Below are 25,879 nucleotides of genomic sequence, written 5' to 3'. Positions count from 1 at the left end.
TCCCTGCGACTGCCCTGGCTGGCCCACCAGGGTTGCCATGCCACGCCCCTTTGGCGCTCACTGCTCGACGTGCCGATGGGTTGCCCACCGGCACGTTGTTGCGCACTTACCAGCCGAAGCCGGCACCGACGCCGACCGAGCTGTCATCACTGCTGAAGGCACCACCGACGGTGACCGTGGCGCGATCGCTGATCGCACGCTGGTAGCCCAGCGACATGGCCGACTCGCCTCCCTGGAAACCGATGCCGACGCCGACCCGGTTCTGGGTGCGGATGCCGGCGGCACTGGTGGCCATGTTGAGCATCGCTGCGCTCATCGCGCCCTGGCGGTCGATGCGGCGATCCATGTGGCGCAGGCGTCCATCAACTTCACCCTTGAACACATCGAAGCTGTCGGTGACTGCCTGCACGCGGCTGTCGGTGTAGCTGTTGGCGGTGGTGATGCCACGATCCAGCTGGCCCTTGTTGACCGCATCGGTTGCGGTGGTACCGGCCGCCACGTTGGTGACCTGGCGTTCGTTGCCCTCGCTGCCGACCGAGACGGTGTTGGCGCGATCGGCAACCGAGCCCTGGCCCAGCGCCACCGCATTGGCCGCCGTTGCACTCGCGCCCTGGCCGACAGCGGTGGACGATGCACCGCTGGCGACAGCGCCATCGCCCATCGCGACGGCGTTGACGCCACCGCCTGCGACCAGTGCTGGCTGAGCACTGCCTGCGCTGGCAGCGGTCGGCGTGCCCTGCACACGGGCCGTTGCCGATCCGCCATCAGCCAGGCTCGCGTCGGTGGCAGCCGACGCCGTGGCCACGTTGGACGCGTCTGCGTCCAGCGCAGCGGCCATCGAACGCAGGCTGGCCGCGCCGGAACGCGTGCCGCTGGCAGTGCGACGATCGATCTCGCTGACCTTGCGGTCCAGTGCGCCCAGCGCGTCGCCGACGTTGCTGTAGGTGGACCCCTGGATCACATAGTTCGGCGCGACGAACACGCCCTGCATGCCGACGCTGGCACCGCCGCCGAGGAAGCTGGCGGCATCGCTGAGCGACTGGAACAGCTGCCCACCGTTGATCGCCTGGCGGCTGCCGGAGGCGATGCTGCCGGCGCCGACGTTGTCGAGGGTGGTGCCCTGGATACCGGCCAGGGTCAGGCGGTCGCGGCTGGCATCGTCGTAGCCGACCGCACTGGCCGCGCTGGTTTCAACGGTGGCGATGCGCGAGTCGAAATCACCGACACGGGTTTCCACCGCGCCCACCCGCTGGTTGGTGACGTTGAGCTGCGAACCGGTCACGGCGTCGCTGCTGCCGGCGGCGATGCGGCCATCGGCAACGTTGACGATGCGGCGCGTAGCAGGACCATCCGTGCCGTTGCCGCCGCCGACCGACACCACGTTTGCATCCACCGCACGCGCGCCGGCACCGATTGCCACTGAGTTGCTGCCGGTGACGGCGGCATTGGCGCCTACGGCCAGTGATGCGTTGCCGACGGCGCTGGCGTTGCTGCCCAGTGCATTGCTGCGGTTGCCACTGGCAGTGGCACTGGAGCCCACCGCCACTGCGTTGGTACCGCTGGCAGTGGCGGTGCCGCTGCCGTTGGCACGGAAGTGCCTGCTGGTGGCGTCGGCGGTGGAGGCCACCGCATCCAGCTGGCCCTTGTTCACCGCATCGTTGGCCTGGGTACCGGCGGCCACGTTGGTCACCTGGCGGTTGATCGCGCTGTGGCTGACCCCGGCAGCATCGACCCACTCCTGCGCCGCACCCACCGATACCGCATTGGCACGGTCGGCCAGCGAACCTGCACCGAGCGCCACGCTGTTCTCGGCGTCCTTGGTGGTCCAGGTATTGCTGCCCAGCACGGTGGCATTGGTGGCCTGCGCATAGCTGTTGTAGCCGACCACGGTGGCACCGTCCTCGGTGGCCCATGCCTCGCTGCCGATCGCGGTGGTGTACTGGCCCGTGCCGACGCTGTTGGCGTCCTGTCCGGCCAGCGCGTTGAAGCCGACCGCCACGCCATTGAGCCCGGTGGTGGCATTGTTGCCCAGTGCGGTACCGAACTGGCCGGCGCGCGCCTGCACGCCGAAACCAGCACCGGCGATCTGTGCGACGGTGCCCTGGCCCACGGCTGTGGACACTTCGGCGGCCTGCGCGCCACTGCCCAGCGCAGTGCCGAAGAAGGCGGACGTGGCACCAGCGCCGTAGGCGGTGGACTGCCAGCCGTTGGCCGACGCGAAGTTGCCGACGGCGGTGGCTTCGCGACCATCAGCGGTTGCGCCATAACCGACGGCGGTTGCGGCCAGCCCGTTGGCCTGGGCGATGCCGCCGACGGCGACCGCACCGATGCCCTGCGCCTGGGACTGCGCACCGAGGGCCACACTGGCCGGGCCTGCGCTGCTGCTTTCCACGCCGATGGAAATCGCGCCACCGGCCGTGCTGCTGGCGCTGCTGCCGATCGCCACACCGTCTTCACCACTGGCCAGCGCATTGAAGCCGACGGCGGTGGCGTTGGCCGCGACCGCGGTGGCACCACTGCCGAGCGCACTGGCGCCATTGCCGATCGCATTGGCCGCTTCACCGGCCGCCAGCGCATTGTCACCTTCGACGTAGGCACCGGCATCGCTGTCGGCACTGCCGCTGGCCTGGAAGTGCTTGCTGGTCTTGTCGGCGACACTGGCCACGGCATCCAGCTGGCCCTTGTTCACTGCATCGGTGGCCTCGGTGCCGGCGGCAACATGGGTGACCTGGCGTTCACCGCCCGCGCTGCCGACGGCCACCGTGTTGTCGCGGTCGGCCTTCGAGCCCGCACCAAGGGCGACACTGTTGACACCGTTGGCGGTCGCGCTGGCACCCAGGGCGGTGCTGTCAGCCGCATCGGCCCATGCATTCCAGCCGATCGCGGTGGCGTAGTCATCGGTCGCCCAGGCACCGGCACCGAAGGCCGCCGCACCGGTACCGCTGGCACGCGACGGAATCAGGCCGAAGAAGGTGCTGCCGCCGATGGCGACACTCTCTGCGCCACTGGCTTGGCTGGACTGACCGACGGCGACGGCGCCGCTGCCTGCTGCCGCCGCTCCGAAGCCGACAGCCGTGGTGTTGGCACCGGTCGCTGCCGAGCCGTAGCCCAGCGCGGTGCCGAGGCGGCCGCTGGCTTCGCTGTAGCCACCGATGGCGGTGGTGCCATCGGCCGAAGCGGCACTGCGGAAACCACTGGCCAGCGACTGCGCACCGCTGGCGACGGCTTCCGCACCGTTGGCGGTGCTGTAGACACCGCTGGCCTGTGCAGCGGTGCCGGTAGCGGTGGCGCTGATGCCACTGGCTACCGCGCCGTTGCCGAGTGCGGCACTGTCTTCGCCGGTGGCCTGCGCGTTGCTGCCTACCGCAGCCGCATTGCTGCCCGTGGCCAGCGAGTTGATGCCCACGGCGGTCGCGTTGGCGGACACGGCCGTGGCACCACTGCCGAGCGCGGTGGCGCCATTGCCGATCGCATTGGCCGCTTCACCGGCAGCCAGTGCGTTGTCGCCTTCCACATAGGCACCGGCATCGCTGTCAGCGCTGCCGCTGGCCTGGAAGTACTTGCTGGTCTTGTCCGCCGTAGCGGCGACAGCATCGAGCTGATTCTTGTTGACCGCATCGGTGCCTTCGGTGCCGGCCGCCACATGGGTCACCTGGCGTTCGCTGCCGGCACTGCCGACGGCCACCGTGTTGTCACGGTCGGCCTTGGAGCCTGCGCCCAGGGCGACGCTGTTGGCACCGTTGGCGGTAGCGCTGGCGCCCAGGGCCGTCGACTCGGCGCCATCGGCCCACGAATTCCAGCCGATTGCAGTGGCGTAGTCGTCGGTGGCCCAGGCACCGGCACCGAACGCCGCTGCGCCGTAGCCACTGGCACGTGATGGCACCAGGCCGAAGAAGGTGCTGCCACCAATGGCCACGCTCTCATCGCCGCTGGCTTCGCTGGAATCACCCATCGCCACAGAGCTGGCGCCCGACGCCGCAGCGAAGACGCCGGCAGCGGTGCTGTTGGCACCACTGGCCACGGTGCCATAGCCCAGCGCCGAGCCGAGGCGACCACTGGCTTCGCTGTAGCCGCCCACCGCCGTGGTGCCGTCTGCAGAGGCTGCCGAACGGAAGCCGCTGGCCAGCGACTGCGCACCGCTGGCGCCCGCCTCGGCACCGTTGGCCGTGCTGTACACCGCCGTCGCCTGCGCACCTGCACCGGTCGCAGTGGTGCTGGTTTCGCTGGCCACCGCGCCGCTGCCGAGCGCCGCGCTGTCTTCGCCCGTCGCCTGTGCGTTGTTGCCCACCGCAGCCGCATTGCCGCCGCTGGCCAGGCTGTTGAAGCCTACCGCCGTAGCGTTCGCCGCTACCGCCGTTGCACCACTGCCGAGTGCGGTGGCGCCGGTGCCGATCGCATTGGCGGCCTCACCGGCAGCCAGCGCGCTGTCACCTTCCACGTAGGCACCGGCATCGCTGTCGGCGCTGCCGCTGGCCTGGAAGTACTTGCTGGTCTTCGCGCCTTCGGCGGCCACCGCGTCCAGCTGGTCCTTGTTCACCGCATCGGTACCCTGGGTACCGGCGGCCACGTTGGTGATCTGACGGGTGTTGCCGCCGCCACCGACCGACACGGTGTTGTCGCGGTCGGCAATCGAATCGGCACCCAGCGCCACGCTGTTGGCACCGCGCGATTCAGCCGCATTGCCCAGCGCGGTGCTGTTGATGCCTGGCGCATAGGCGCCGCCACCGACCGCGGTGGAATAGTCGCCGGATGCTTCGGTCGCCAGCAGGCCGAACAACGAGCCACCGACGGCCACGGCATTGGTGCCGGTAGCCAGGCTGCCCTGGCCGGTGGCGGTGCTGTAGGCACCGGATGCTTCCGAATCGCCACCCAGCGCGACGCTGTTGGAACCGGAGGCGTTGGCGAAGTTGCCGAAGGCGGTGGCGTTGAATGCCGAGGCGTTGGCGTAACCGCCGATGGCGGTGCTGTAGCCACCGGTCGCTTCAGCACCGATGCCGAATGCTGCCGAAGCGGTGCCACTGGCCACGCTTTCACTGCCGACCGCAGTGGCGGCCTCACCGCTGGCGTTGCTGAAGTAGCCCACCGCCACGGCTTCTTCGCCGCTGGCTTCGGACAGCACGCCGCTGGCGGTGCTGCCGGCGCCGCTGGCCACCGCGGCCGCGCCGAAGGCCGCACTCTGTTCGCCGCTGGCTTCACTCTCGGCACCATGAGCCGTGGCGTATTCGCCGGTCGCCTGTGCGTTGGCACCGATGGCGCTGGCATTGGCCGCGCTGGCCAAGGCATTGAAGCCGATGGCCTGTGCGTTGCCGGCCAGTGCATTGGCACCACTGCCGAGGGCGGTTGCGCCGTTGCCGATGGCGTTGGCCGATTCACCCGCGGCCAGCGCGTTGTCGCCTTCCACGTAGGCACCGGCGTCGCTGTCGGCACTGCCACTGGCCTGGAAATACTTGCTGGTGGTCGCGGCACTGGCTGCAACCGCGTCCAGCTGCGACTTGTTCACCGCATCGGTGGCCTGGGTACCGGCCGCCACACTGGTGATCTGCCGCTCGTTGCCGGCGCTGCCCACCGACACGCTGCGGTCGCGGCTGGCCACCGAACCGGCACCCAGTGCAACCGCGTTGTTGCCACTGGCCGTGCTGCCCGCGCCCAGGGCGATCGCACTTTCACCGCCAGCCACCGTGTTGGTGCCGATGGCGATGCTGTTGACGCTGTTGCCCAGTGCCTGGAAGCCCAGCGCAACACTGTTGTCGCCGTAGCTGAAGGCGCCGCGGCCGACGGCGGTGGAACTGGTGCCGTTGGCCCAGCTGTTGTAGCCGATGGAGGTGGCACCGTTGGCGCTGGCCCATGCCGCCGGACCAAACGCCGAGGCATTGCGGCCGGTGGCCCACGCGCCGGCACCGAAGGCGGTGGCGCCTTCCTCGCTGGCAGTGCTGTAGCCACCCACGGCGGTGCTGTCATCGGCCTTGGCGAAGGCGCTGTCGCCGATGGCGACGGCATAGCTGCCGGTGGCGCGCGCCTTGCCGCCCGCCGCGAAGCTGTTGTCGCCGGTGGCCTGCGCCGCATTGCCGAAGGCGCTGCTGCTGGCACCGGTCGCCTGCGCGGCATTGCCGACGGCGGTGGAACCGGCCGAGGCGGTGGTGCCGATCTGCACCGGGTTGCCCTGCTCATCCAGCAGCGGCTGGTTGTATTCGTCGTAGGCCTGGCCGAGGCCACCCACGGCTACCGCACCTTCACCGTCGGCGAAGGTATTGCGACCCAGTGCCACGCTGTCGGCGCCGATGGCCGCCGCGCCTGCGCCCTGTGCCAGCGCGCCGGCACCGATGGCGTTGCTGGCCGAACCCGCCGCCACCGCACCCTCGCCTTCTGCATAGGCACCGGCATCGCTGCCGCTTTCCGGCTGCGCCTGGAAGAAGCGCGCGGTGGTGTCGGCGGTGCTGGCCACGGCGTCCAGCTGTGCCTTGTTCACTGCGTCGGTGGCTTCGCTGCCGGCAGCCACGCTGGTGATCTGCCGCTCGTTGCCCGCACTGCCCACGGCCACGCTGTTGGCGCGCACCGCTTCGGAATTGGCGCCCAGTGCAACGCTGTTGGCACCACGCGCAGTGGCGTAGTAGCCGACGGCGGTGCTCTGCGTGCCACTGGCCCAGGTCTGCGCGCCGAGCGCACTGGCGTTCTCGCCCGGTGCATAGGCGAAGTAGCCCACTGCGACCGACTCGGCACCGGAGGCCTCGGTCAGGCTGCCATTGGCCACGGCCTGGTCGCCGCTGGCGATGGCACCGGCACCGACGGCGGTGGCCGCTTCGCCACTGGCCTGGGTCTGCACGAAGAAGCCCAGGCCCGGGATCAGGTCGGCCGGGCCACCGATGGCCACGCTGCTGGTGCCGGTAGCGTTGCTCTGCGTACCGACGGCGGTGGAATAATCGCCGATGGCATTGGACACTGCACCGAATGCCGACGACTGCGCACCTGCCGCATAGGCTCCCACGCCGTACGCCGACGCTGCGAAACCACCGGCATCGGCGCTGGCGCCGACGGCGGTACCACCGACCCCGGCACTGGTGGCGCCGGTCTCTACCGGCACGCCGCCACTGGTGATCAGCGGATTGCCATCGGCATCCACCGCGGCCCCGCCGACAGCGACGCTGCCCGGGCCGACCGCCTGCGCGTTGTTGCCGAAGGCCGCGCTGTTCTGGCCCGACGCCTGCGCATTGTTGCCGACCGCAGTAGCGTTCTGCGCGACTGCGGTCGCACCTGCACCGACCGCGGTCGTACCGTTGCCGATCGCATTGGCGGCTTCGCCAGCGGCGAGCGCGTCATCTCCCTCGGCCAACGCACCGGCATCGCTGTTGCTGCTGCCGGTGGCCTGGAATCGCTTGGCGGTGGTATCTGCTACCGCTGCCACGTCCTTCAACTGAGCAACATTGACCGCGTCGGTATCTTCGGTACCGGCGGCAACGCTGGTGATCTGCCGGGTCAGGCCGTAATCGACCGCACCCACCGACACGGTATCGACGCGCTCGGCCAGCGAACCGGCGCCCAGCGCCACGCTACCGGTGGCCACGGCCGCCGCATTGGAACCCAGCGCGGCGCTGTATTCGCCCACCGCCGTGCTGAACGCACCGACGGCAATCGACGCTTCGTTGGCGGCGGTTGCACCACGGCCCAGCGAGGTGCTGCCGGGGCCCATCGCCACGGCACCCGCGCCGACCGCGGTAGCGCCATCGGCGCTGGCCTCGGACAGTGCACCCAACGCGGTGGCTGCACCGTTCTCGCTGGCGGCCACGGCACTTGCGCCCACCGCCGTATCGCCAAGACCGAAGGCGGCCGCACTCTGCCCGACCACCACGCTGGCATCACCGAAGGCGAGCGCGTTCTGGCCGAAGGCACTGGCACCAAGTCCTGCGGCAATCGCCTGGGTGCCGACCGCGGTGGTGGCGTTGGCCAGCGACTGGCTGCCACTACCGACCGCGATGGCGCCCTGGCCTTCGATCTTTGCCGCGTCGCTGTCATCGCCAGCGCCATCGGCCTTGAAATAGCGGCTGCCCTCGGCCGCCGCCTGCGCAAGTGCGGCCTGCGTGGCGCGCGCCTGTGCATCCAGCTGTGCCTTGTTCACCGCATCGGTGGCGGCGGTACCGGCGGCGACATTGGTCACCTGCCGTTCCTTGCCGGCATCACCGACAGAAACGGTGTTGGCGCGCGTTGCCTTGGAGCCGGCGCCCAACGCCACGCTGTTGGCGCCGGTGGCGCTGGTCCCCGCGCCAATCGCCACCGCGTTGCTGCCCTTGGCGCTGGCACTGCCATCGACCACGCACTTGTCCAGCACCTTGCTGTTGAGCACCACGCAGTTCGCGCTGCCCCCAATCTCAACCGACTGCGCCGCAGCGATGCCGGTCATGCCCAGTCCCATTGCCAAGGCCAGCGCTGCAGCCAGTCGTGCCGGCGCGGCATCGGTCGCACCGCGGCGCTGGTCGACGACCCCGCCTGATGAGCTGGAAGAGGCCAGTTCCGAGGCCACCACCAACTGACCCAATGCTTTGTTCCAGACCTTGCGATAAATCCGATTCATCGGTACGGCTCCTGATTGGACTGGTTTTGGGCAAAGCAACGCCACCGCCGAGCCTTCGTGGCCCAACGTCCCCTGGGGGCGTTTATTCGCGTGATTTACTGCGGGTATTGCCGAACGGCGCGCAGGGACAGAAAACCGAGCGCATGCGCCGTGCGGTTACTGCGGGATGAACAGATTTGAAACGGGGGTCAAGTGTTAACGGCATCTTTGCGGATCGTCAAGAGTTTGACGCAGCAAAACCCATTGCCGTGAAGCAGTTCACTGTTTCACTTGTTTATGTCCGCATTTTGTTAGGCGTACGTGAGGAAATCCTCACTTATGAAAACGCATGTAACTGATGGCCAGTTCAGGAGTTTCCGTATGGACAAAGAAAAACCCGCCGGTTTCCCGGCGGGTTCTCCATACGCGATGGCATCGTCAGCTGCGCAATGCGCGTGCGATCAACCGCACCATACCCGTGCGTTGCGGAACATGCGCATCCACGGTGAATCGCCCTGCCACTCGGACGGGGCCCAGCTCAGGTTGAGCGCGCGCGGGGTGCGCTCCGGGTGCGGCATCATGATGGTCACCCGGCCGTCGGTGCTGGTCAGGCCGGTGATGCCGTCGGGCGAGCCGTTCGGGTTCAGCGGGTACTGGCTGGCGACGTTGCCGTTGCCATCGATGTAGCGCAGTGCGACACGGGCCGTGGCCTGGTCGACGGCATTGTCGAACACCGCCTGGCCTTCGCCATGCGCCACCGCCACCGGCAGGCGCGACCCGGCCATGCCACGCAGCAGGATCGACGGCGACTCCACCACTTCCAGCAGCGCGGTGCGGGCTTCGAACTGCTCGCTGGCGTTGCGGCGGAACTGCGGCCAGTGTTCGGCACCGGGGATGATGTCCTTCAGCTGGCTCATCATCTGGCAGCCGTTGCACACGCCCAGGGCGAAGCTGTCCTCGCGCGCGAAGAACGCGGCGAAGGCATCGCGCAGCGCGGTGCGCTCGAGGATCGAGGTCGCCCAGCCGCGGCCGGCACCGAGCACGTCGCCGTAGCTGAACCCGCCGCAGGCAACCAGGCCGGTGAAGTCCTGCAGCGCCACGCGGCCTTCGATGAGGTCGCTCATGTGCACGTCGAACGCGCGGAAGCCGGCACGTTCGAAGGCGTTGGCCATTTCGATCTGGCCGTTGACACCCTGTTCGCGCAGGATCGCAACGCGCGGACGCGCCCCGGTCTGCACGAACGGTGCGGCGACATCCTCATTGGGATCGAAGCTCAACTTCGGCTTCAGGCCCGGCGCGGTGAAGGCACGGGCGATCTCGCGCTCGGCATCGGCGTTGGCCGGATTGTCGCGACGCTTCTGCATGGCGTGGGTGACCGACCACCAGGCATCGAACAGCGCTTCCCAGCGCCATTCGGCCAGCGAATCACCACCCAGCGACACCCGCACCACCGGTGCAGTGGTGGGCTTGGCGATGCGCTGTGCGCACTCGGTCAGCGCGTGGCGCTCGACCAGGTCGGCGAACGCGGCGCGGTCTTCGCGGGCGATCTGCACAACGGCGCCCAGCTCTTCATTGAACAGGCTGCGGAACGGGTCATCGCCCCAGGCATCGAGGGTGATGTCCAGGCCCAGGCGCGAGGTGAAGGCCATTTCGCACAGCGCGGCGAACGCACCACCGTCGCTGCGGTCGTGGTACGCGCGCAGCAGGCCGGCCTGGCGTGCATCGCGGATCAGTTCGAAGAAACCACGCAACCGCTGCGGGTCGTCCAGGTCCGGGGCGGCACCGGCGAAGGCCGGCAGGTCGCCGTGGTCGGCATGCACCTGGGCCAGGATCGAACCGCCCAGGCGCTGCTTGCCGGCACCGAGGCCGATCAGCCACAGCTCGCTGTCGATGTCGCGGTCCAGCAGCGGGGTCAGCTGCTGGCGTGCATCGGCCACCGGCGCGAACGCGGTGATCACCAGCGACACCGGCGACACGCTCTTGTGTGCCTGCCCCTGGTCGTGCCACTGCGCCTGCATCGACAGCGAGTCCTTGCCCACCGGGATGCTGATGTCCAGCTGCGGGCACAGTTCCATGCCCACCGCCTTCACCGCGTCGTACAGCAGCGCGTCTTCGCCCGGGTGGCCGGCAGCTGCCATCCAGTTCGCCGACAACTTGATTTCATCCAGCGCGTCGACCGGAGCCGCGCACAGGTTGGTCAGTGCTTCGCCAACGGCCATGCGGGCCGAGGCCGCCGCATCCAGCAGTGCCAGCGGCGTGCGTTCACCGAGCGCCATCGCCTCGCCGGCCACGCCGTCGAAATCGGCCAGGGTGATCGCCACGTCGGCCACCGGCAGCTGCCACGGGCCGACCATCTGCTCGCGCGCGGTCAGGCCGCCCACGCTGCGGTCGCCGATGGTGACCAGGAAGTTCTTGGAGGCCACGGTCGGGTGTGCGAGCACACGCAGACCGGCTTCCTGCAGATCCAGGCCCCCGGTCTTCAGCGCCGGCCAGCGCGGTGCCGGCGGGTGCGCGGTATCGCGGTGCATTTTCGGCGGCTTGCCGAACAGTACGTCCATCGGCAGGTCGATCGGCGCGTCGGCCGGGATGTTGCCCGGCACGGCACCATAGGCCACCACCAGGTGTTCGGCTGCGGTGGCGACACCGACCGCAGCGAACGGGCAGCGCTCACGTGCGCACAGCGCGGCGAATTCGGCCAGGCGCTCCTGCGCCACGCCGAGCACGTAGCGCTCCTGCGACTCGTTGCACCACAGCTGCATCGGCGACAGCGACGGATCGTCGGTGGGTACCTTGCCCAGGTCGATGATGCCGCCCACGCCGGAATCGTGCAGCAGTTCGGGAATGGCGTTGGACAGGCCACCGGCACCGACGTCATGGAAGAACTTGATCGGATTGCCGGCGCCCATCGCCACGCAGCGGTCGATGACCTCCTGGCAGCGACGCTCCATTTCCGGGTTGTCACGCTGCACGCTGGCGAAGTCCAGGTCCTCGGCGCTCTCACCGGAAGCGACCGAACTGGCGGCACCGCCGCCGAGGCCGATCAGCATCGCCGGGCCGCCGAGCACGATCACGGCATCGCCGTCCTGCAGCAGGATCTTGTCGACCTGCACGCGATCGATGGCACCCAGGCCACCGGCCAGCATGATCGGCTTGTCGTAGGCACGCACCAGGTCGGCGCCTTCCGGCAGTTCGAAGCTGCGGAAGTAGCCGAGCAGCGCCGGGCGGCCGAATTCGTTGTTGAACGCGGCGCCGCCCAGCGGGCCGTCGGTCATGATCTCCAGCGCCGGGGCCATGCGCGGGTTCAGCGCACGCGGCGCTTCCCACGGCTGCGGCAGCTCGGGAATGCGCAGGTGCGAGACCGAGAATCCGCTCAGGCCGGCCTTCGGCTTGCCGCCACGACCGGTTGCACCTTCGTCGCGGATTTCACCACCGGCGCCGGTCGACGCGCCCGGGAACGGCGCGATCGCGGTCGGGTGATTGTGCGTTTCCACCTTGATCTGGAACGCGCTGGGCACCTGCGGTTCGCGGCGGTACTCGCCGCTGGCCGGGTCCGGGCGATAGCGCGAGGCCGGATGGCCTTCGATCACCGCCGCGTTGTCGCTGTACGCGCTGAGCGTGTGCTGCGGGGTCTGCTGGTGGGTGTTCTTGATCATCCGGAACAGCGAGCGGTCCTGCTCCTGGCCGTCGATGGTCCAGCTGGCGTTGAAGATCTTGTGCCGGCAGTGCTCGGAATTGGCCTGCGCGAACATCATCAGTTCCACGTCCGACGGCGAGCGGCCCAGCGCGGTGAAGCGCTCGCGCAGGTAGTCGATCTCGTCCTGCGCCATGGCCAGGCCGAGGCGTTGGTTGGCGGCCTCCAGCTGGTCCACCGGCACGCGCTCCAGTTCGCCACGGGCCGGGGTCGAGAACAGCGACTGGCCCTGGTCGACGGTCTCCAGCACCGACTGTGTCATCGGGTCGTGCAGCACCTTGACCAGTGCCTGCTGGGAGGCAACGTCTGTCGGCCACCCCTGCACGTCGATGCGCAGGCCTCGCTCGACCCGGCTCACCGGCTGGCCGGCACCGCGGACCAGTTCGCTGGCCTTGCTCGACCACGGCGACAGCGTGCCCAGGCGCGGCACCACGATGCGGCTGACCGCACCGTCAGCAACCGCCTCGGACTGCGGGCGGGCTTCCAGGATGCGGCACAGGGTATCGACGTCGGGGGCGGCAGTGCCCTCGGCCTGCACGAAGTAGACGTGCCAGGCACCGCTGATGCGCAGGGAGGGAGCGATGGACTGCAGGCGGGATTCAAGACGTTCGCGGCGGAACGGCGACAGGGCGGGCGCGCCCTCGAGGACCATCATGTCCGGGGAACCGTAGTTGGGAAACGGGCCCGACATTGTACCGGAAGCGGGGAAGGGCTTTGGCCGGGCGGCGCCCGGCACCCGCCGAGGCCAAGGCAACAGCAACAGCAACTGCCAAAGCAAAAGCGGGGTTCCCGTGGGATGGCAGGGTGGGTCCGGTTGCGGGGGACGCCGTGAATCCGTCCATGGAGGCTCGGTCGCCGCATCCATGCGGCTCACGCCCCCGCAACCGGACCCACCCCGCCTTCGACAGTTTCCCGCGATCTGCGGTAGATCCACGCCATGCGTGGATGCTCCCGGTAGTGCCGGCTTCTTGCCGGCAACCAGGAAATTCCAGAAATCAGGCATTGAAGAGCGCAGCGACCGGCTTTTGCTTTTTGTTTTTTTGCTCTGTCTTTCGTGGCTGGCGCCACAGGAACCTGTCGGGGCCGGGCGGGTGGGTTGCGCAGGGGCGTAAGCGCCATGGATGGCGCGCCCGAGCCTACAGGGACGTATTCACGGCGTCCCCTGCGCAACCCACCCGCCCGGCCCAACCCCAGAACCTGCTCTAGATGCCAGCCACGAGGGGCTCCGCCGATGGCTGCCGACCGCGCGCCAGCGCCGCTCTCCGCCAAATCCCCGAACCATGCACTCGCTCACGGATTGACCACGCAATTGATGACAACGTTGTCCCTACCTGGCGCCGGACTCTCTCCCCGGCCCACCAGGTACCTCCGTCCGCCCCTCCGTCGCCTTCCCGGGCGACGTCCGGACCCTGCGTTACGTGCGGCGCCGCCCTGGCCCGCGCGCCAACCATCGATCGGAGACACACCATGTACGACCCGCTTGTGCAGAGTGCCGATGTACGCAGTGCCCACCCTTCCCTTCATCGCTGTCGCCCGCGCCGTCTGGCCTGGTTGCTGGCCCTGGCCGGGGCGGTCGCCCTGCCCGGCCTGGCCCAGGCCGCCAGCTGTGCCGGCGTGGCCGAATGGGACCAGGCCAGGATCTACCGCAGTGGCGACACCCTGCAGAAGGGCGGGGTCCTCTACCGGGCGAACCAGGACATCTGGAACGCGCCGCCGGACCATCCGGCCGGGGCGCCCTACTACACCAACCTCGGCGCCTGCGACGGCGGCGGGGCCAACCAGCCGCCGGTGGTCAGCCTGACCTCGCCGGCCAACGGCGCCACCTTCAGCGCCGGCAGCACGGTCAACGTAACCGCCAACGCCAGTGATGCGGACGGCAGCGTCAGCAAGGTCGAGTTCTTCCGCGATGGCAGTTCGCTGGGCATCGACACCAGCGCGCCGTACAGCGCCAGCTGGGCCAACGCCAGCGCCGGCAGCCACACCCTGCGCGCGGTCGCCACCGACAACAACAACGCCACCGCCAGCACCGCGACCATCACCATCACCGTCAACGCGGCCAGTGGCGATACCACCGCGCCCAGCGTGCCTGGCGGCCTGGCCGTGGGTACCCGCACCGCCAACAGCATCGCCCTGAGCTGGAGCCCGTCCACCGATAACACCGGTGGCAGCGGCGTGGCCGGCTACGACGTGTACCGCAATGGCAGCCTGGTCGCCTCGCCGTCCAGCGCCAGCTATGTCGATGGCGGGCTGACCGCGTCCACCAGCTACAGCTACCGCGTGCGTGCGCGCGACAACGCCGGCAATGCATCGGCACAGGGCACGGCAGTGACCGCCAGCACCCTGGCCGGCGACGGTGGCACCACCGGCAAGCGGGTCATCGGTTACTTCACCCAGTGGGGCATCTACGGCCGCAACTACCGGGTCAAGAACATCGACAGCAGTGGTTCGGCCGCGCGCCTGACCCATATCAACTACGCCTTCGGCAACGTGCGCAACAACCGCTGCGAAGTGGGCGTCACCCAGCCGTCGGACCCGAACAGCGGTGCCGGTGGCGATGCCTTCGCCGACTACACCAAGGCCTTCGGTGCCGGCGAAAGCGTGAGCGGCAGCGCCGATACCTGGGACCAGCCGTTGCGCGGCAACTGGAACCAGCTCAAGCAGCTCAAGGCCAAGTACCCGGGCATGAAGGTGCTGATCTCGCTGGGTGGCTGGACCTGGTCGCGCGGCTTCTCCAGCGCGGCGCAACCGGCCAACCGCCAGGCCTTCGTTGCTTCGTGCATCGATGCCTACATCAAGGGCAACCTGCCGGTGACCGACGGTGCCGGTGGCCCCGGTGCGGCGCTGGGGGTGTTCGATGGCATCGACATCGACTGGGAATACCCGGTGGCCTGCGGTATCGCCTGCGGCACGCCCGAAGACAACGCCAACTTCACCGCGCTGATGGCCGAATTCCGCCGCCAGCTCGATGCGGTGCGTCCGGGCCTGCTGCTGACGGTGGCGGTCGGCGCCGGCATCGACAAGATCCGCGTCACCGATCCGGCCGCGTACCACCCGTACCTGGACTACATCAACGTGATGACCTACGACTTCCACGGCGCGTGGGATGCGAAGACCAATCACCAGTCGGCGCTGTTCGATTCGCCGAATGATCCGTCCACCGGCGACCAGAAGCTGTACAACAGCAACGACGCCATCGAGGCCTTCATCAGCCGTGGTGTTCCCGCCGCCAAGCTCAACCTGGGCATCGGTTACTACGGGCGCGGCTGGACCGGGGTGACCAACGCCAACAATGGCCTGTACCAGAGCGCCACCGGTGCGGCACCGGGTACCTACGAGGCTGGCATTGAAGACTGGAAGGTGCTGAAGAACCTGGCGTGGCCGAGCTACACCGACAACACCGCCGGTGCCACCTGGATCTACAACGGCAGCACGTTGTGGAGCTTCGATACCCCGGCCAACATCACCCGCAAGATGGGCTACGTGAAGACCCAGGGACTGGGCGGCGCGTTCGTCTGGGAGTTCAGCGGCGACGATGCGCAGGGCACGCTGACCAAGGCGGTCAGTGATGGGTTGAAGTAAAAAAAGGCCGGGGGCGCACTGCGTCCCCGGCTTTTTGTCTGATGCATCCGCCGGGCATGGCCCGGCGCTACCCGCCCATCCACGGTAGCGCCGGGGCATGCCCGGCGGCGTTTCAATCAGCGCTTGGCCGACAGCTTCTCCAGCGCAGCACGCAGCTGCGCCGGCGGCAGGTAGCCGCCGAGCTGGGTGCCATCGGGCGCAAAGATCGCCGGCGTGCCATTCACGCCCAACTGCTGGCCCAGTGCGTACTGCATCGCCACCGGGTTGGTGCAGTTCTTCGCTGCCACCGTGCCACCACGCTTGGCATTGGTCAGTGCCTGGCGGCGATCGGCCGCGCACCAGACCGAGATCATGTCGGTGTAATCCTTGCTGCCCAGCCCCATGCGCGGGAAGGCCAGGTATTCAACGGTGATGCCGTTGCGGTTGAGCTCGGCGATGTCCTGGTGCAGCTTGCGGCAGTAGCCGCATTCGATGTCGGTGAACACGCTGATGGTGTACTTCGCGTTCGGCGCGGCGAACACGATGCGGTCGCCATGGTTGGCCTTGGCCAGCAGGTCGCGACGATAGCCCAGCAGGCCTTCGCTGTTGGCCGGGCTCTTGGCGCGGGTGTCGTAGGGCTGCGACTGGAACAGGTAGCGGCCGTCGTCGGAGACGTACAGCAGCTGGCCGGAGACCACCACTTCACGGAAGCCCGGGAAGGGCGCGGCACCGATGTAGTCCACCTGGAAGCCGGGGTTGAGCTCGGTCAGCGCCTTGCGCACGGCCTGCTCGGCCGGAGCATTGGCCGTGGCGGCAGGGCCGGCCTTGGCTGCCGCTGCAGCGGGGGCCTTTGCGGCGGGCGGGGCGGGCTGGGCGCAGGCACTCAGGCTGAGCGCGCCGAACACGGCGGCGATGGCGAATCGGAGCATGGAGCAGTCCGCAGCAGAAAGAAGACCCCGGATTCTGACACAGCCATCCTGAGCGGTCCGCGATGCCGCGCACAGGCCCGGCAGGGGTTCAGCCGCGTGGATGATGGCGGGCGTGCAGCTTCTGCAGGTGTTCGCGTGCGACCAACGTGTAGATCTGCGTGGTGGACAGCGAGCTGTGGCCCAGCAGCATCTGCAGCGCGCGCAGGTCGGCGCCACGGTTCAGCAGGTGGGTGGCGAAACTATGCCGCAGGCCATGCGGACTGATCCGCGCCGGGTCGATACCGGCCACCGCTGCGTAGCGCTTGACCAGGTGCCAGAACGCCTGGCGGGTCAAGCCATGCAGCGCCGGTTCGATGAACAGGGGCGTCTGCCCGTCGGCCAGCGCCTGCACCTTGCCCTTCCCCACCAGCTGCGGTCGCGACTGCTGCAGGTAGCGTTCCAGCCAGTACTGCGACTCCTCGCCCAGCGGCACCAGGCGTTCCTTGCTGCCCTTGCCGGTCACCCGCAGCACGCCCTGGCGCAGGTTCACCGCCGTGGCGGGCAACAGCACCAGCTCGCTCACCCGCAGCCCGGCGGCATACATCAGCTCCAGCATGGCGCGGTCGCGCAGGCCGAGAGGACTGTCGATATCCGGTGCCGCCAGCAGCGCGTCGATCTGGCTCTCTGCCAGCGCCTTGGGCAGCAGCCGTGGCAGCTTCGGCGGGTCCAGCAGTGCGCTGGGATCCTCGCTGCGTTCGCCACGCCGCACGGCGTCGGCGAAGAATGCACGCAGCGCCGACAGCAACCGCGCGTTGCTGCGCGGTGACCAGTTGTGGCGGGTGCGCCAGGCCAGGTAATCGAACAGGCCGGCGCGTTCAACACCGGCCAGACCACCGCCGCGCCCGTCACACCAGCGAGCCAGGCCTTCAAGGTCGCGGCGATAGCTGTCCAGGGTGGCACGGGCCAGACCGTGCTCGGCCCAGATCGCATCGAGGAAGCGCTGGATGCGCTGGCTGTCCTCGCCGCGCAGCTCGGGCAATTGCTGGACCAGCTGACGACGTTCGGCGGGGGTGGAAGTGACGGCCATGCACGCAGGATACGAGGCCAACTGCGGGCACGGCCAGCATTGCGTATGCTCGGCACATGTCGAGCCCCGCCACCGATGCGGCCCACGTCGCCGCTGATACGCCCCGCCCGCGCGCGCTGCTGCTTTGGCGCCTGCTGGCGATGATCTATGACGCGCTGCCGGTGCTGGCCTTGTGGATGCTGGCCGGCACGGTCTTCACCCTGGCCTATGCGTTCAGCGGCCATGCGCAGCGCGAGAACATCGCGCCCTTCAGTGCCTGGCAATGGCTGCTGTGGGCGGTGTGCTGGGCCTTGACCGGGTGGTATGCCACCGCCAGCTGGCGGCGCGGTGGGCAGACACTGGGCATGCGCCCGTGGCGGTTGAAACTGGAATCACGCGATGGCACGCCGTTGCGACGCGGCCAGCTGTGGCTGCGCTTCGCGGTGGCCACGTTGTCGTTGCTGCTGGGCGGATTGGGCTTCTGGTGGGCGTTGGTGGATCGCCAGCGGCTGACCTGGCACGACCGCGCGAGTGCCACGCAGCTGCTGCGGATGCCGAAGCGCTGACCTGTGCTGGCAGCGCCGGGCCATGCCCGGCGGACGCGGGATATCGCACACCTTCACCGGGCATGGCCCGGTGCTACCGGAATCAGCCCGATTTGCGCCGGAACAACAACCCGGACACCGCCAGCATCACGATCGGCGGCAGCGCGTAGGCAATGCGGTAGTCGAACTTCAGCGCGCCGGCCATGCGGCCGAAGAACAGCTGCAGCAGCCAGAACGCCAGCGCGAACAGGATGCCCAGGAACAGGCGCTTGCCCATGCCGCCACTGCGCAGCGAACCGAACGCGAACGGCACCGCCGCCAGGCACAGCGCCAGCACATTCAACGGATAGAACCAGCGGCTCCAGTACACATCCTCGTAGTCGCGTGCATCCAGGCCGTTGCGCTCGCGGTAAGCGATGCTGGTGCTCAGCTCGGACACGCTGAGGTTGCGCGGCTTGGCGATGCCGGTGGCCAGGGCGCCGGCATCCAGCTTGGAATTCCACGGCTCACGGGCCGCTTCCTGGCGCGTTGCCGAGCGCTCGCCGAAGGTGTCACGGCGCACGCCGGTCAACACCCAGCCATCCTTGTCATGCTCGGCGGTGGCGGCGTGGGTCAACGTACCGATCCGACCCTCTTCGTCGATCTTGTACAGGCGCACGTCACGCAGAATCAGCCGCGTGCCCTTGTCGCCGACCAGCTGCTCTTCGCCACTCTGTGCGTTGAGGAAGGTGTCACCCTCGCGCGCCCACAGGCCGGAGTAACGCGCCACCGCGATGTCGGTGCCCCACTTGGCACTCATCTTCAGCGAATCGGCGCGGTTCTGGCCCCACGGCCCCAGGGTCTCGGCGCTGATCACCATCAACCCGGTCAACAACGACAGGGCGATCGCCACCGACACGCTCAGGCGCTTGCGCGACAGGCCCAGTGCGCGCAGCGCGGTCAGTTCCGAGGTCGCGGCCAGCTGGCCCAGGCCCATCAGTGCGCCGATCACCGCCGCGGTCGGGAACATCGTGTAAGCCCGGCGCGGCACGGTGTACAGCACCCAGGCCGCAGCATGGCCCAGCGAATAGCCATTCTTGCCGATGTCCTTGAACTCGCCGGAGAAGGCCATCAGCACGTCCAGGCCGACCAGCACCGCCCAGGTCAGCAGCACGGTACCCAGCACCGCCCGGCCCAGGTACAGATCGAAACGCATCGGTCGCAGCATCATGCGCGGGCTCCCTTCGGACGTGCCATGCGGCCATCGCGCGCGTACATCCACACCGCCAGTGCCAGCAGCGGCAGGGTCAGCCACCACAGGCCCAGCGCCGGCGGGATCTGGCCGTTGGCGATCCAGCCACTGCCGATGAACATCATGTTGGTACCGACCATGTAGGCCAGCAGGGCCAGCATCATCCGGCCGTAGCGCTGCTGCCGCGGCGAACTGCGCCCCAGCGGCACGGTCAGCAGGGCAAAGGCCAGCGCGATCAGTGGCGGCGCCAGGCGACGGTGCAGCTGTGCCTGGGCCTCGGGGCGCTTGTCACCGAACAGCGCGGTGGTCGGCATCAGTTCGGGGTCATCGCTCTTGCGGGCTTCACTGCCGTCGGGCAACGCCACGTCGTTGCGGGCGAAGGTGGCCAGACGATAATCCAGTCCGCCAGCCACCGGCCCTTCCAGCTGATGACCATCATCCAGCTCGAGGAAGCGCTGGCGGGCGCCTTCGAAGTACATGCGGCCATTGGCAGCGGACACCACTTCAAGGCGATCCTCCTTCTGCCGCTGCAGGAATACCCGGCCCAGCTGGCTGCCGTCGGGCGAGATCGAGGCGACATAGACCACCCCGCCATTGGGCAGCGGGGTGAACCGGCCCGGCTCCAGGCCGGCCATCAGCACGCTGCGGTTGGCGTCCTGGACCATCTGTTCGGCGGTGCGCGCGGCCCAGGGGCCGAGCCACAGCGAACAGGCCCCGACCACCGCGATCACCGGCAGCACCAGCATCAGCAGGGGCTTGAGCAGGCGCCGGGGGCCGACACCGATGGCGGTGATGACGGCCATTTCCGAGTCGCGGTAGAGGCGGGCGATGGCCAGCAGCAGGCCCAGCATCAGTGCCAGCGGCAGGATCAGCGGCATGTAGACGATGAACTGCAGGCCCAGCTGCGAGAACAGCAGCTTGGCCGGCAGCCGCCCGTCGGCGATGTTGCCGAGGATGTCCACCAGCACGCCGCCCACGCTGACCACCAGCAGGACGATCAGGGTAGCCAGGAAACTCTGGACGAAATCGCCCAATAGATAGCGGTCGAGCTTCAACATGGGGCGGTGGTTTAAACTCTCAGGTTCGTTCGCGGTGCCGCCCAGTCTAGCGTCTGGGCGTAAACGGTCCGCGATTGTACGGACTTGCCAATGGAATCTGCTCAATGGCTCTCGAATTCACCCTGAACCACCTCGCCGCGGCTTCGGCCGCCGTTGACTGCATTGTCGTCGGCGCCTATGCCGACCATACCCTGACTGCGTCCGCGCAGGCACTGGATGCTGCAAGCGGTGGACGCCTGGCCGCCCTGGCCCAGCGCGGCGACCTGTCCGGCAAGACCGGCGCCACCACCCTGCTGCACGACCTGCCGGGCGTGACCGCCCCGCGCGTGCTGGTGGTCGGCCTCGGCGATGCCGCCCGCTTCGGCGTGCCGCAGTACCTGAAGGCGGTCGGCGATGCCGTGCGCGCGCTGAAGGCCGGCGCTGCCCGCAGCGCGCTGTTCACCCTGTCCGAAGTGGCAGTGAAGGACCGCGACGCGGCCTGGGCGATCCGCCAGGCGGTGATCGCCGCCGACCACGCGGCCTACCGCTACACCGCCACCCTGGGCAAGAAGAAGGCCGACGATGCCGGCCTGGCCCAGCTGGCCATCGCCGGTGAGGACGTGCAGGCCCTGGCCCAGGGCCAGGCCATCGCCGCCGGTGTCGAGTTCGCCCGCGAGCTGGGCAACCTGCCGCCGAACTACTGCACCCCGGCCTACCTGGCTGAAGTGGGCGTGAAATTCGCCGGCGAGCATGACGGTGCCGAAGCCGAGATCCTCGACGAGACCCAGATGGAAGCGCTGGGCATGGGCTCGCTGCTGGCCGTGGCCCGTGGCTCGGCCAACCGCCCGCGCCTGGTCGTGCTGAAGTGGAGCAATGGCGGCGACGCCAAGCCCTACGTGCTGGTCGGCAAGGGCATCACCTTCGATACCGGTGGCGTCAACCTGAAGACCCAGGGCGGCATCGAAGAGATGAAGTACGACATGTGCGGTGGCGCCAACGTCATCGGCACCTTCGTCGCCGCGGTCAAGGCCAAGCTGCCGTTGAATCTTGTGGTGGTGGTCCCGGCGGTGGAAAACGCCATCGACGGCAATGCCTACCGTCCGTCCGACGTCATCACCTCGATGTCGGGCAAGACCATCGAAGTGGGCAACACCGACGCCGAAGGCCGCCTGATCCTGTGCGACGCACTGACCTACGCACAGCGCTTCGAGCCGCAGGCGCTGGTCGATGTGGCCACCCTGACCGGTGCCTGCATGGTCGCCCTCGGCCACCAGACCGCAGGCCTGATGAGCAAGCACGACGACCTGGCCAACGAGCTGCTGGCCGCCGGCGAACAGGTCTTCGACCGCGCCTGGCGCCTGCCGCTGTGGGACGAGTACCAGCCGATGCTGGATTCCAGCTTCGCCGACGTCTACAACATCGGCGGCCGCTGGGCCGGTGCGATCACCGCCGGCTGCTTCCTGTCGCGCTTCGCCGAAGGCCAGCGCTGGGCCCATCTGGACATCGCCGGCGTGGCCAGCGATGAAGGCAAGCGTGGCATGGCCACCGGCCGGCCGGTCGGCCTGCTGAGCCAGTGGTTGCTGGACCAGGTCGCCCGCGCCTGACGCCGTACCCGACCCTGGCCGGCAACCGCCGGCCGGGGCCTCGCCGGTCCAGCCGCCACCCGGCATGGATCGGCACCTGCCTCACCTGGATGCCGCCATGCCCCGCGCCGACTTCTACCTGATCGCCAAGCCCCGTTTCCTGACCGAGCCGTTGCGCCTGGTCTGCGAGCTGGCGCGCAAGGCCAACGACGCCGGGTTGTTCACCCTGGTCCTCGCCCGCGACCAGGCCCAGGCCGAAGAACTTGACGAACTTCTCTGGTCGTTCGACGACGATGCCTACATTCCGCACCAGATCGTGGGTGAGGACGTGGACGAGGAAGAAGCCCTGGTACTGATCGCCCCGCCCGGCGGCGAGGCCCCCGTGCGGCCGCTGGTGATCAACCTGCGCGACGAACCCTGGCTGGGTCACTGCGAGCGCGTGCTGGAAGTGGTCCCGGCCGATCCGGAAGCGCGCGAACCACTGCGCGAGCGCTGGCGCCAGTACAAGACCGCCGGCTACGACCTGAACAAGCACGACATGTAAGCCCCGCGAGGACCCCTTGATGCGCCTGCTGATCGCCCTGATCCTTCCCTGGCTGTCCTTTTTCACCATCGGCCGGCCGTTTGCCGGCATCGTCTGCCTGATCCTGCAGATCACCCTGATCGGCTGGCTGCCCGCCGCGATCTGGGCTGCCTATTCGGTCAGCCAGTACCACACCGACCAGAAGATCCGGCGCACCCTCGGGTCGCGCTGATCTCCCTTCCCGCCTTGATGACTGGTTTCCCCGCATGACCCAACTCGCCTCCAGCTACGACCCGAAGTCCTTCGAGACCGACCTCTACGAGGCCTGGGAGAAGGCCGGCCATTTCAAGCCGTCCGGCAAGGGCGAGCCGTACACCATCCTGCTGCCGCCGCCGAACGTGACCGGCACCCTGCATATGGGCCATGCCTTCCAGCAGACCCTGATGGATGCGCTGGTGCGCTACCACCGCATGCGCGGCTACGACACGCTGTGGCAGGTCGGTACCGACCACGCCGGCATCGCCACCGAGATGGTGGTCAGCCGCAACCTGGCGCTGGAAGGCAACGGCGAGACCCGCGATTCGCTGGGCCGTGAGGGCTTCATCGGCAAGGTGTGGGAGTGGAAGCAGCAGTCCGGTGACATCATCGAGCGGCAGATGCGCCGCCTGGGCACGTCGGCCGACTGGTCGCGCAGCACCTTCACCATGGACCCGCAGCCGTCCGAAGCGGTGATCGAAGCCTTCGTGCGCTGGCACGAACAGGGCCTGATCTACCGTGGCCAGCGCCTGGTCAACTGGGATCCGGTGCTGAAGACGGCGATCTCGGACCTGGAAGTGGAGAGCGCCGAGGAAGAGGGCTTCCTGTGGTCGATCGCCTACCAGCTGGATGAAGGCCTGAGCTACGAGCACGTCGAGCGCGATGCCGACGGCGTCGAGACCCTGCGCGAAACCCGCGATTACCTGGTGGTCGCCACCACCCGCCCGGAAACCCTGCTGGGCGACACCGCGGTGATGGTGCATCCGGAAGACGAGCGTTACCTGCACCTGATCGGCAAGACCGTGGTACTGCCGCTGACCGGCCGCCGCGTGCCGGTGATCGCCGATGACTACGTGGACCGTGCGTTCGGTACCGGCGTGGTCAAGGTCACCCCGGCGCATGACTTCAACGATTACCAGGTGGGCGTGCGCCACAGCCTGCCGATGATCAACCTGTTCACGCCGGTGGCCGCGATCAACGACAACGCGCCGGAACGTTTCCAGGGGCTGGACCGTTACGACGCGCGCAAGGCCGTGCTGGCTGAACTGGAAGACCTGGGTATCCTGGTCGAGACCAAGGCGCACAAGCTGCAGGTGCCGCGCGGCGACCGTACCGGCCAGGTGATCGAGCCGTACCTGACCGACCAGTGGTTCGTGAAGATGGACGAACTGGCCAAGCGTGGCCTGGAGCTGGTCGAAGGTACCGATGGAAAGCCGGGCAGCATCTCCTTCGTGCCGCCGAACTGGATCAACACCTACCGCCACTGGATGACCAACATCCAGGATTGGTGCATCAGCCGCCAGCTGTGGTGGGGCCACCGCATTCCCGCATGGTTCGATGCCGCCACCGGCAGCTGCTACGTCGGCCGCAGCGAAGACGAAGTGCGGGCGAAAAACAATCTCGGCAGCGACGTCGTGCTGAGCCAGGAAAGCGACGTGCTGGAGACCTGGTTCTCCTCGCAGCTGTGGCCGTTCTCCACCCTGGGCTGGCCGAACGGGCAGGCGATGGCCGAGCGCGGTTTCGACCGCTACCTGCCGTCGTCGGTGCTGATCACCGGCTTCGACATCATCTTCTTCTGGGTGGCGCGCATGATCATGGCCACCGACAACCTGACCGGGAAGATCCCGTTCAAGGACGTCTACTTCACCGGCCTGATCCGCGACGGCCAGGGCCAGAAGATGTCCAAGAGCAAGGGCAACGTGCTCGACCCGCTGGACATCATCGACGGCATCAGCATCGATGACCTGGTGGCCAAGCGCACCGGCGGGCTGATGCAGCCGCGCATGGTGGAGAAGATCGAGAAGGCCACGCGCAAGGAATTCCCGGACGGCATCGCCGCCCATGGCGCCGATGCGCTGCGTTTCACCATCGCCGCGCTGGCCACCCATGGCCGCGACATCAAGTTCGACATGAACCGCGCCGAGGGTTACAAGAACTTCTGCAACAAGCTGTGGAACGCCAGCCGCTTCACCCTGATGAACACCGAAGGCGCAGCGTTCACCGGTGCGCCGACGCCGCGGACCGATGCCGAGCGCTGGATCCTCTCGCGCCTGGCCGCCACCACCGCCGAAGCGCAGGGCCATTTCGCCGCCTATCGCTTCGACCTGCTGGCGCAGTGCCTGTACGAGTTCGCCTGGAACGCGTTCTGCGATTGGTTCCTGGAGCTGAGCAAGCCGGCCTTGAACGGCGCCGATGCCGCCGACGCCGACAGCACCCGCCACACCCTGCTGTACGTGCTGGAAGCGCTGCTGCGCCTGCTGCACCCGCTGACGCCGTTCATCACCGAACAGCTGTGGCAGCAGCTGGCACCGCGCCTGGGCCTGGCCGAAACCACGCTGTCGCTGCGTCCGTACCCGACCGCCGCCGAGTTCGAAGGCGATTTCACCCAGGCCGAGGCCGACGTGGAATGGTTGAAGGCGGTGATCAGTGCGGTGCGCCGCGTGCGCAGCGAGTTGAACGTCGCCCCGTCCAGGCTGGTACCGCTGCGCCTGCTGGCCGGCCAGGAACATGCCGGGCAGAGCCAGGACCGCGCGCGCATCGAGCGCTTCAGTGCCTCGCTGTCGTTCCTGCTGAAGCTGGACAGCATCCAGTGGCTGGCCGACGCACAGAGTGCGCCGCCGGCCGCCGCCGCGATCGTCGGTGAGCTGAAGCTGCTGGTACCGCTGGAAGGCCTGGTTGATCTCGATGCCGAGCGCGCGCGCCTGGACAAGGAGATCAAGCGCGTGGAAGGCGAACAGGAGAAGAGCGAGACCAAGCTGGCCAAGTTCTCCGACAAGGTTCCGCCGGCGGTGATCGAGCAGGAACGCGTGCGCCTGGTCGACTGGAACAACCAGCTGACCGGCCTGCGCGAACAGCGCGCGAAGCTGTAATCGCTGATCGGGTGGGTGCGGACCGTGGTCCGCACCGCTGTGAAGTGCCAACCAAGGTTGGCACCTGCCA

12 protein-coding genes are annotated in these 25,879 nt (G+C 68.3%); 6 read left to right on the top strand and 6 right to left on the bottom strand.

Translation table 11 applies throughout. From position 1 onward, the window contains the following. Positions 1-106: 106 nt before the first annotated feature. A complete protein-coding gene (locus D0Y85_RS03010; protein ID WP_117309497.1) occupies positions 107-8,563 on the bottom strand; it encodes an ESPR-type extended signal peptide-containing protein in 8,457 nt (2,818 codons plus the stop codon). A gap of 440 nt (positions 8,564-9,003) precedes the next feature. Then, positions 9,004-12,888 carry a phosphoribosylformylglycinamidine synthase gene (purL, locus tag D0Y85_RS03005; protein WP_117309496.1) on the bottom strand — a complete coding sequence of 1,295 codons (3,885 nt, stop codon included), beginning with the start codon at positions 12,886-12,888 and terminating at the stop codon, positions 9,004-9,006. 812 nt (positions 12,889-13,700) lie between these two features. Between purL and D0Y85_RS03000 the strand changes: the two genes are divergently transcribed. Continuing rightward, positions 13,701-15,812 carry a glycosyl hydrolase family 18 protein gene (locus D0Y85_RS03000; RefSeq protein WP_117309495.1) on the top strand — a complete coding sequence of 704 codons (2,112 nt, stop codon included), beginning with the start codon at positions 13,701-13,703 and terminating at the stop codon, positions 15,810-15,812. Positions 15,813-15,928: 116 nt separating this feature from the next. Here D0Y85_RS03000 and D0Y85_RS02995 read toward each other — a convergent pair whose 3' ends face one another. Continuing rightward, entirely contained in the window at positions 15,929-16,720 is a 792-nt protein-coding gene (locus D0Y85_RS02995; protein WP_032977259.1) for a thioredoxin fold domain-containing protein, read from the bottom strand. A gap of 88 nt (positions 16,721-16,808) precedes the next feature. Continuing rightward, positions 16,809-17,786 (bottom strand): site-specific tyrosine recombinase XerD, encoded by a 978-nt coding sequence (xerD, locus tag D0Y85_RS02990; RefSeq protein ID WP_117309494.1) that lies wholly within the window; start codon positions 17,784-17,786, stop codon positions 16,809-16,811. Between the two features lie 56 nt (positions 17,787-17,842). Here xerD and D0Y85_RS02985 point away from each other — a divergent pair, with 56 nt between their 5' ends. Next, positions 17,843-18,331 (top strand): RDD family protein, encoded by a 489-nt coding sequence (locus D0Y85_RS02985; protein WP_117309493.1) that lies wholly within the window; start codon positions 17,843-17,845, stop codon positions 18,329-18,331. 82 nt (positions 18,332-18,413) lie between these two features. Here D0Y85_RS02985 and lptG read toward each other — a convergent pair whose 3' ends face one another. Next, on the bottom strand, positions 18,414-19,520 hold the full coding sequence (gene lptG / locus D0Y85_RS02980) for an LPS export ABC transporter permease LptG (protein ID WP_117309492.1): 1,107 nt from the start codon (positions 19,518-19,520) through the stop codon (positions 18,414-18,416). Then, positions 19,517-20,599 carry an LPS export ABC transporter permease LptF gene (gene lptF, locus D0Y85_RS02975; protein ID WP_117309491.1) on the bottom strand — a complete coding sequence of 361 codons (1,083 nt, stop codon included), beginning with the start codon at positions 20,597-20,599 and terminating at the stop codon, positions 19,517-19,519. The genes lptG and lptF overlap by 4 nt, the downstream gene beginning before the upstream one ends. 104 nt (positions 20,600-20,703) lie before the next feature. Here lptF and D0Y85_RS02970 point away from each other — a divergent pair, with 104 nt between their 5' ends. The 4 genes from D0Y85_RS02970 (at position 20,704) to D0Y85_RS02955 (ending at position 25,809) form a co-directional block, all read left to right on the top strand. Beyond that, the gene (locus tag D0Y85_RS02970) at positions 20,704-22,182 is read left to right on the top strand and encodes a leucyl aminopeptidase (protein ID WP_117309490.1); all 1,479 of its coding nucleotides are present in this window, start codon (positions 20,704-20,706) and stop codon (positions 22,180-22,182) included. A gap of 97 nt (positions 22,183-22,279) precedes the next feature. Next, a complete protein-coding gene (locus D0Y85_RS02965) occupies positions 22,280-22,705 on the top strand; it encodes a DNA polymerase III subunit chi (RefSeq protein ID WP_117309489.1) in 426 nt (141 codons plus the stop codon). Positions 22,706-22,724: 19 nt separating this feature from the next. Next, the gene (locus D0Y85_RS02960; protein ID WP_025879360.1) at positions 22,725-22,916 is read left to right on the top strand and encodes a YqaE/Pmp3 family membrane protein; all 192 of its coding nucleotides are present in this window, start codon (positions 22,725-22,727) and stop codon (positions 22,914-22,916) included. Between the two features lie 34 nt (positions 22,917-22,950). Beyond that, entirely contained in the window at positions 22,951-25,809 is a 2,859-nt protein-coding gene (locus D0Y85_RS02955) for a valine--tRNA ligase (protein WP_117309488.1), read from the top strand. Positions 25,810-25,879 lie beyond the last annotated feature (70 nt).

Origin of the sequence: Stenotrophomonas sp. G4 (assembly GCF_003428825.1) — a bacterium.
Lineage (GTDB): Bacteria > Pseudomonadota > Gammaproteobacteria > Xanthomonadales > Xanthomonadaceae > Stenotrophomonas > Stenotrophomonas indicatrix.
Note: the sequence above shows the minus strand (reverse complement) of the source record. Positions and strands in the feature narration are given on the sequence as shown.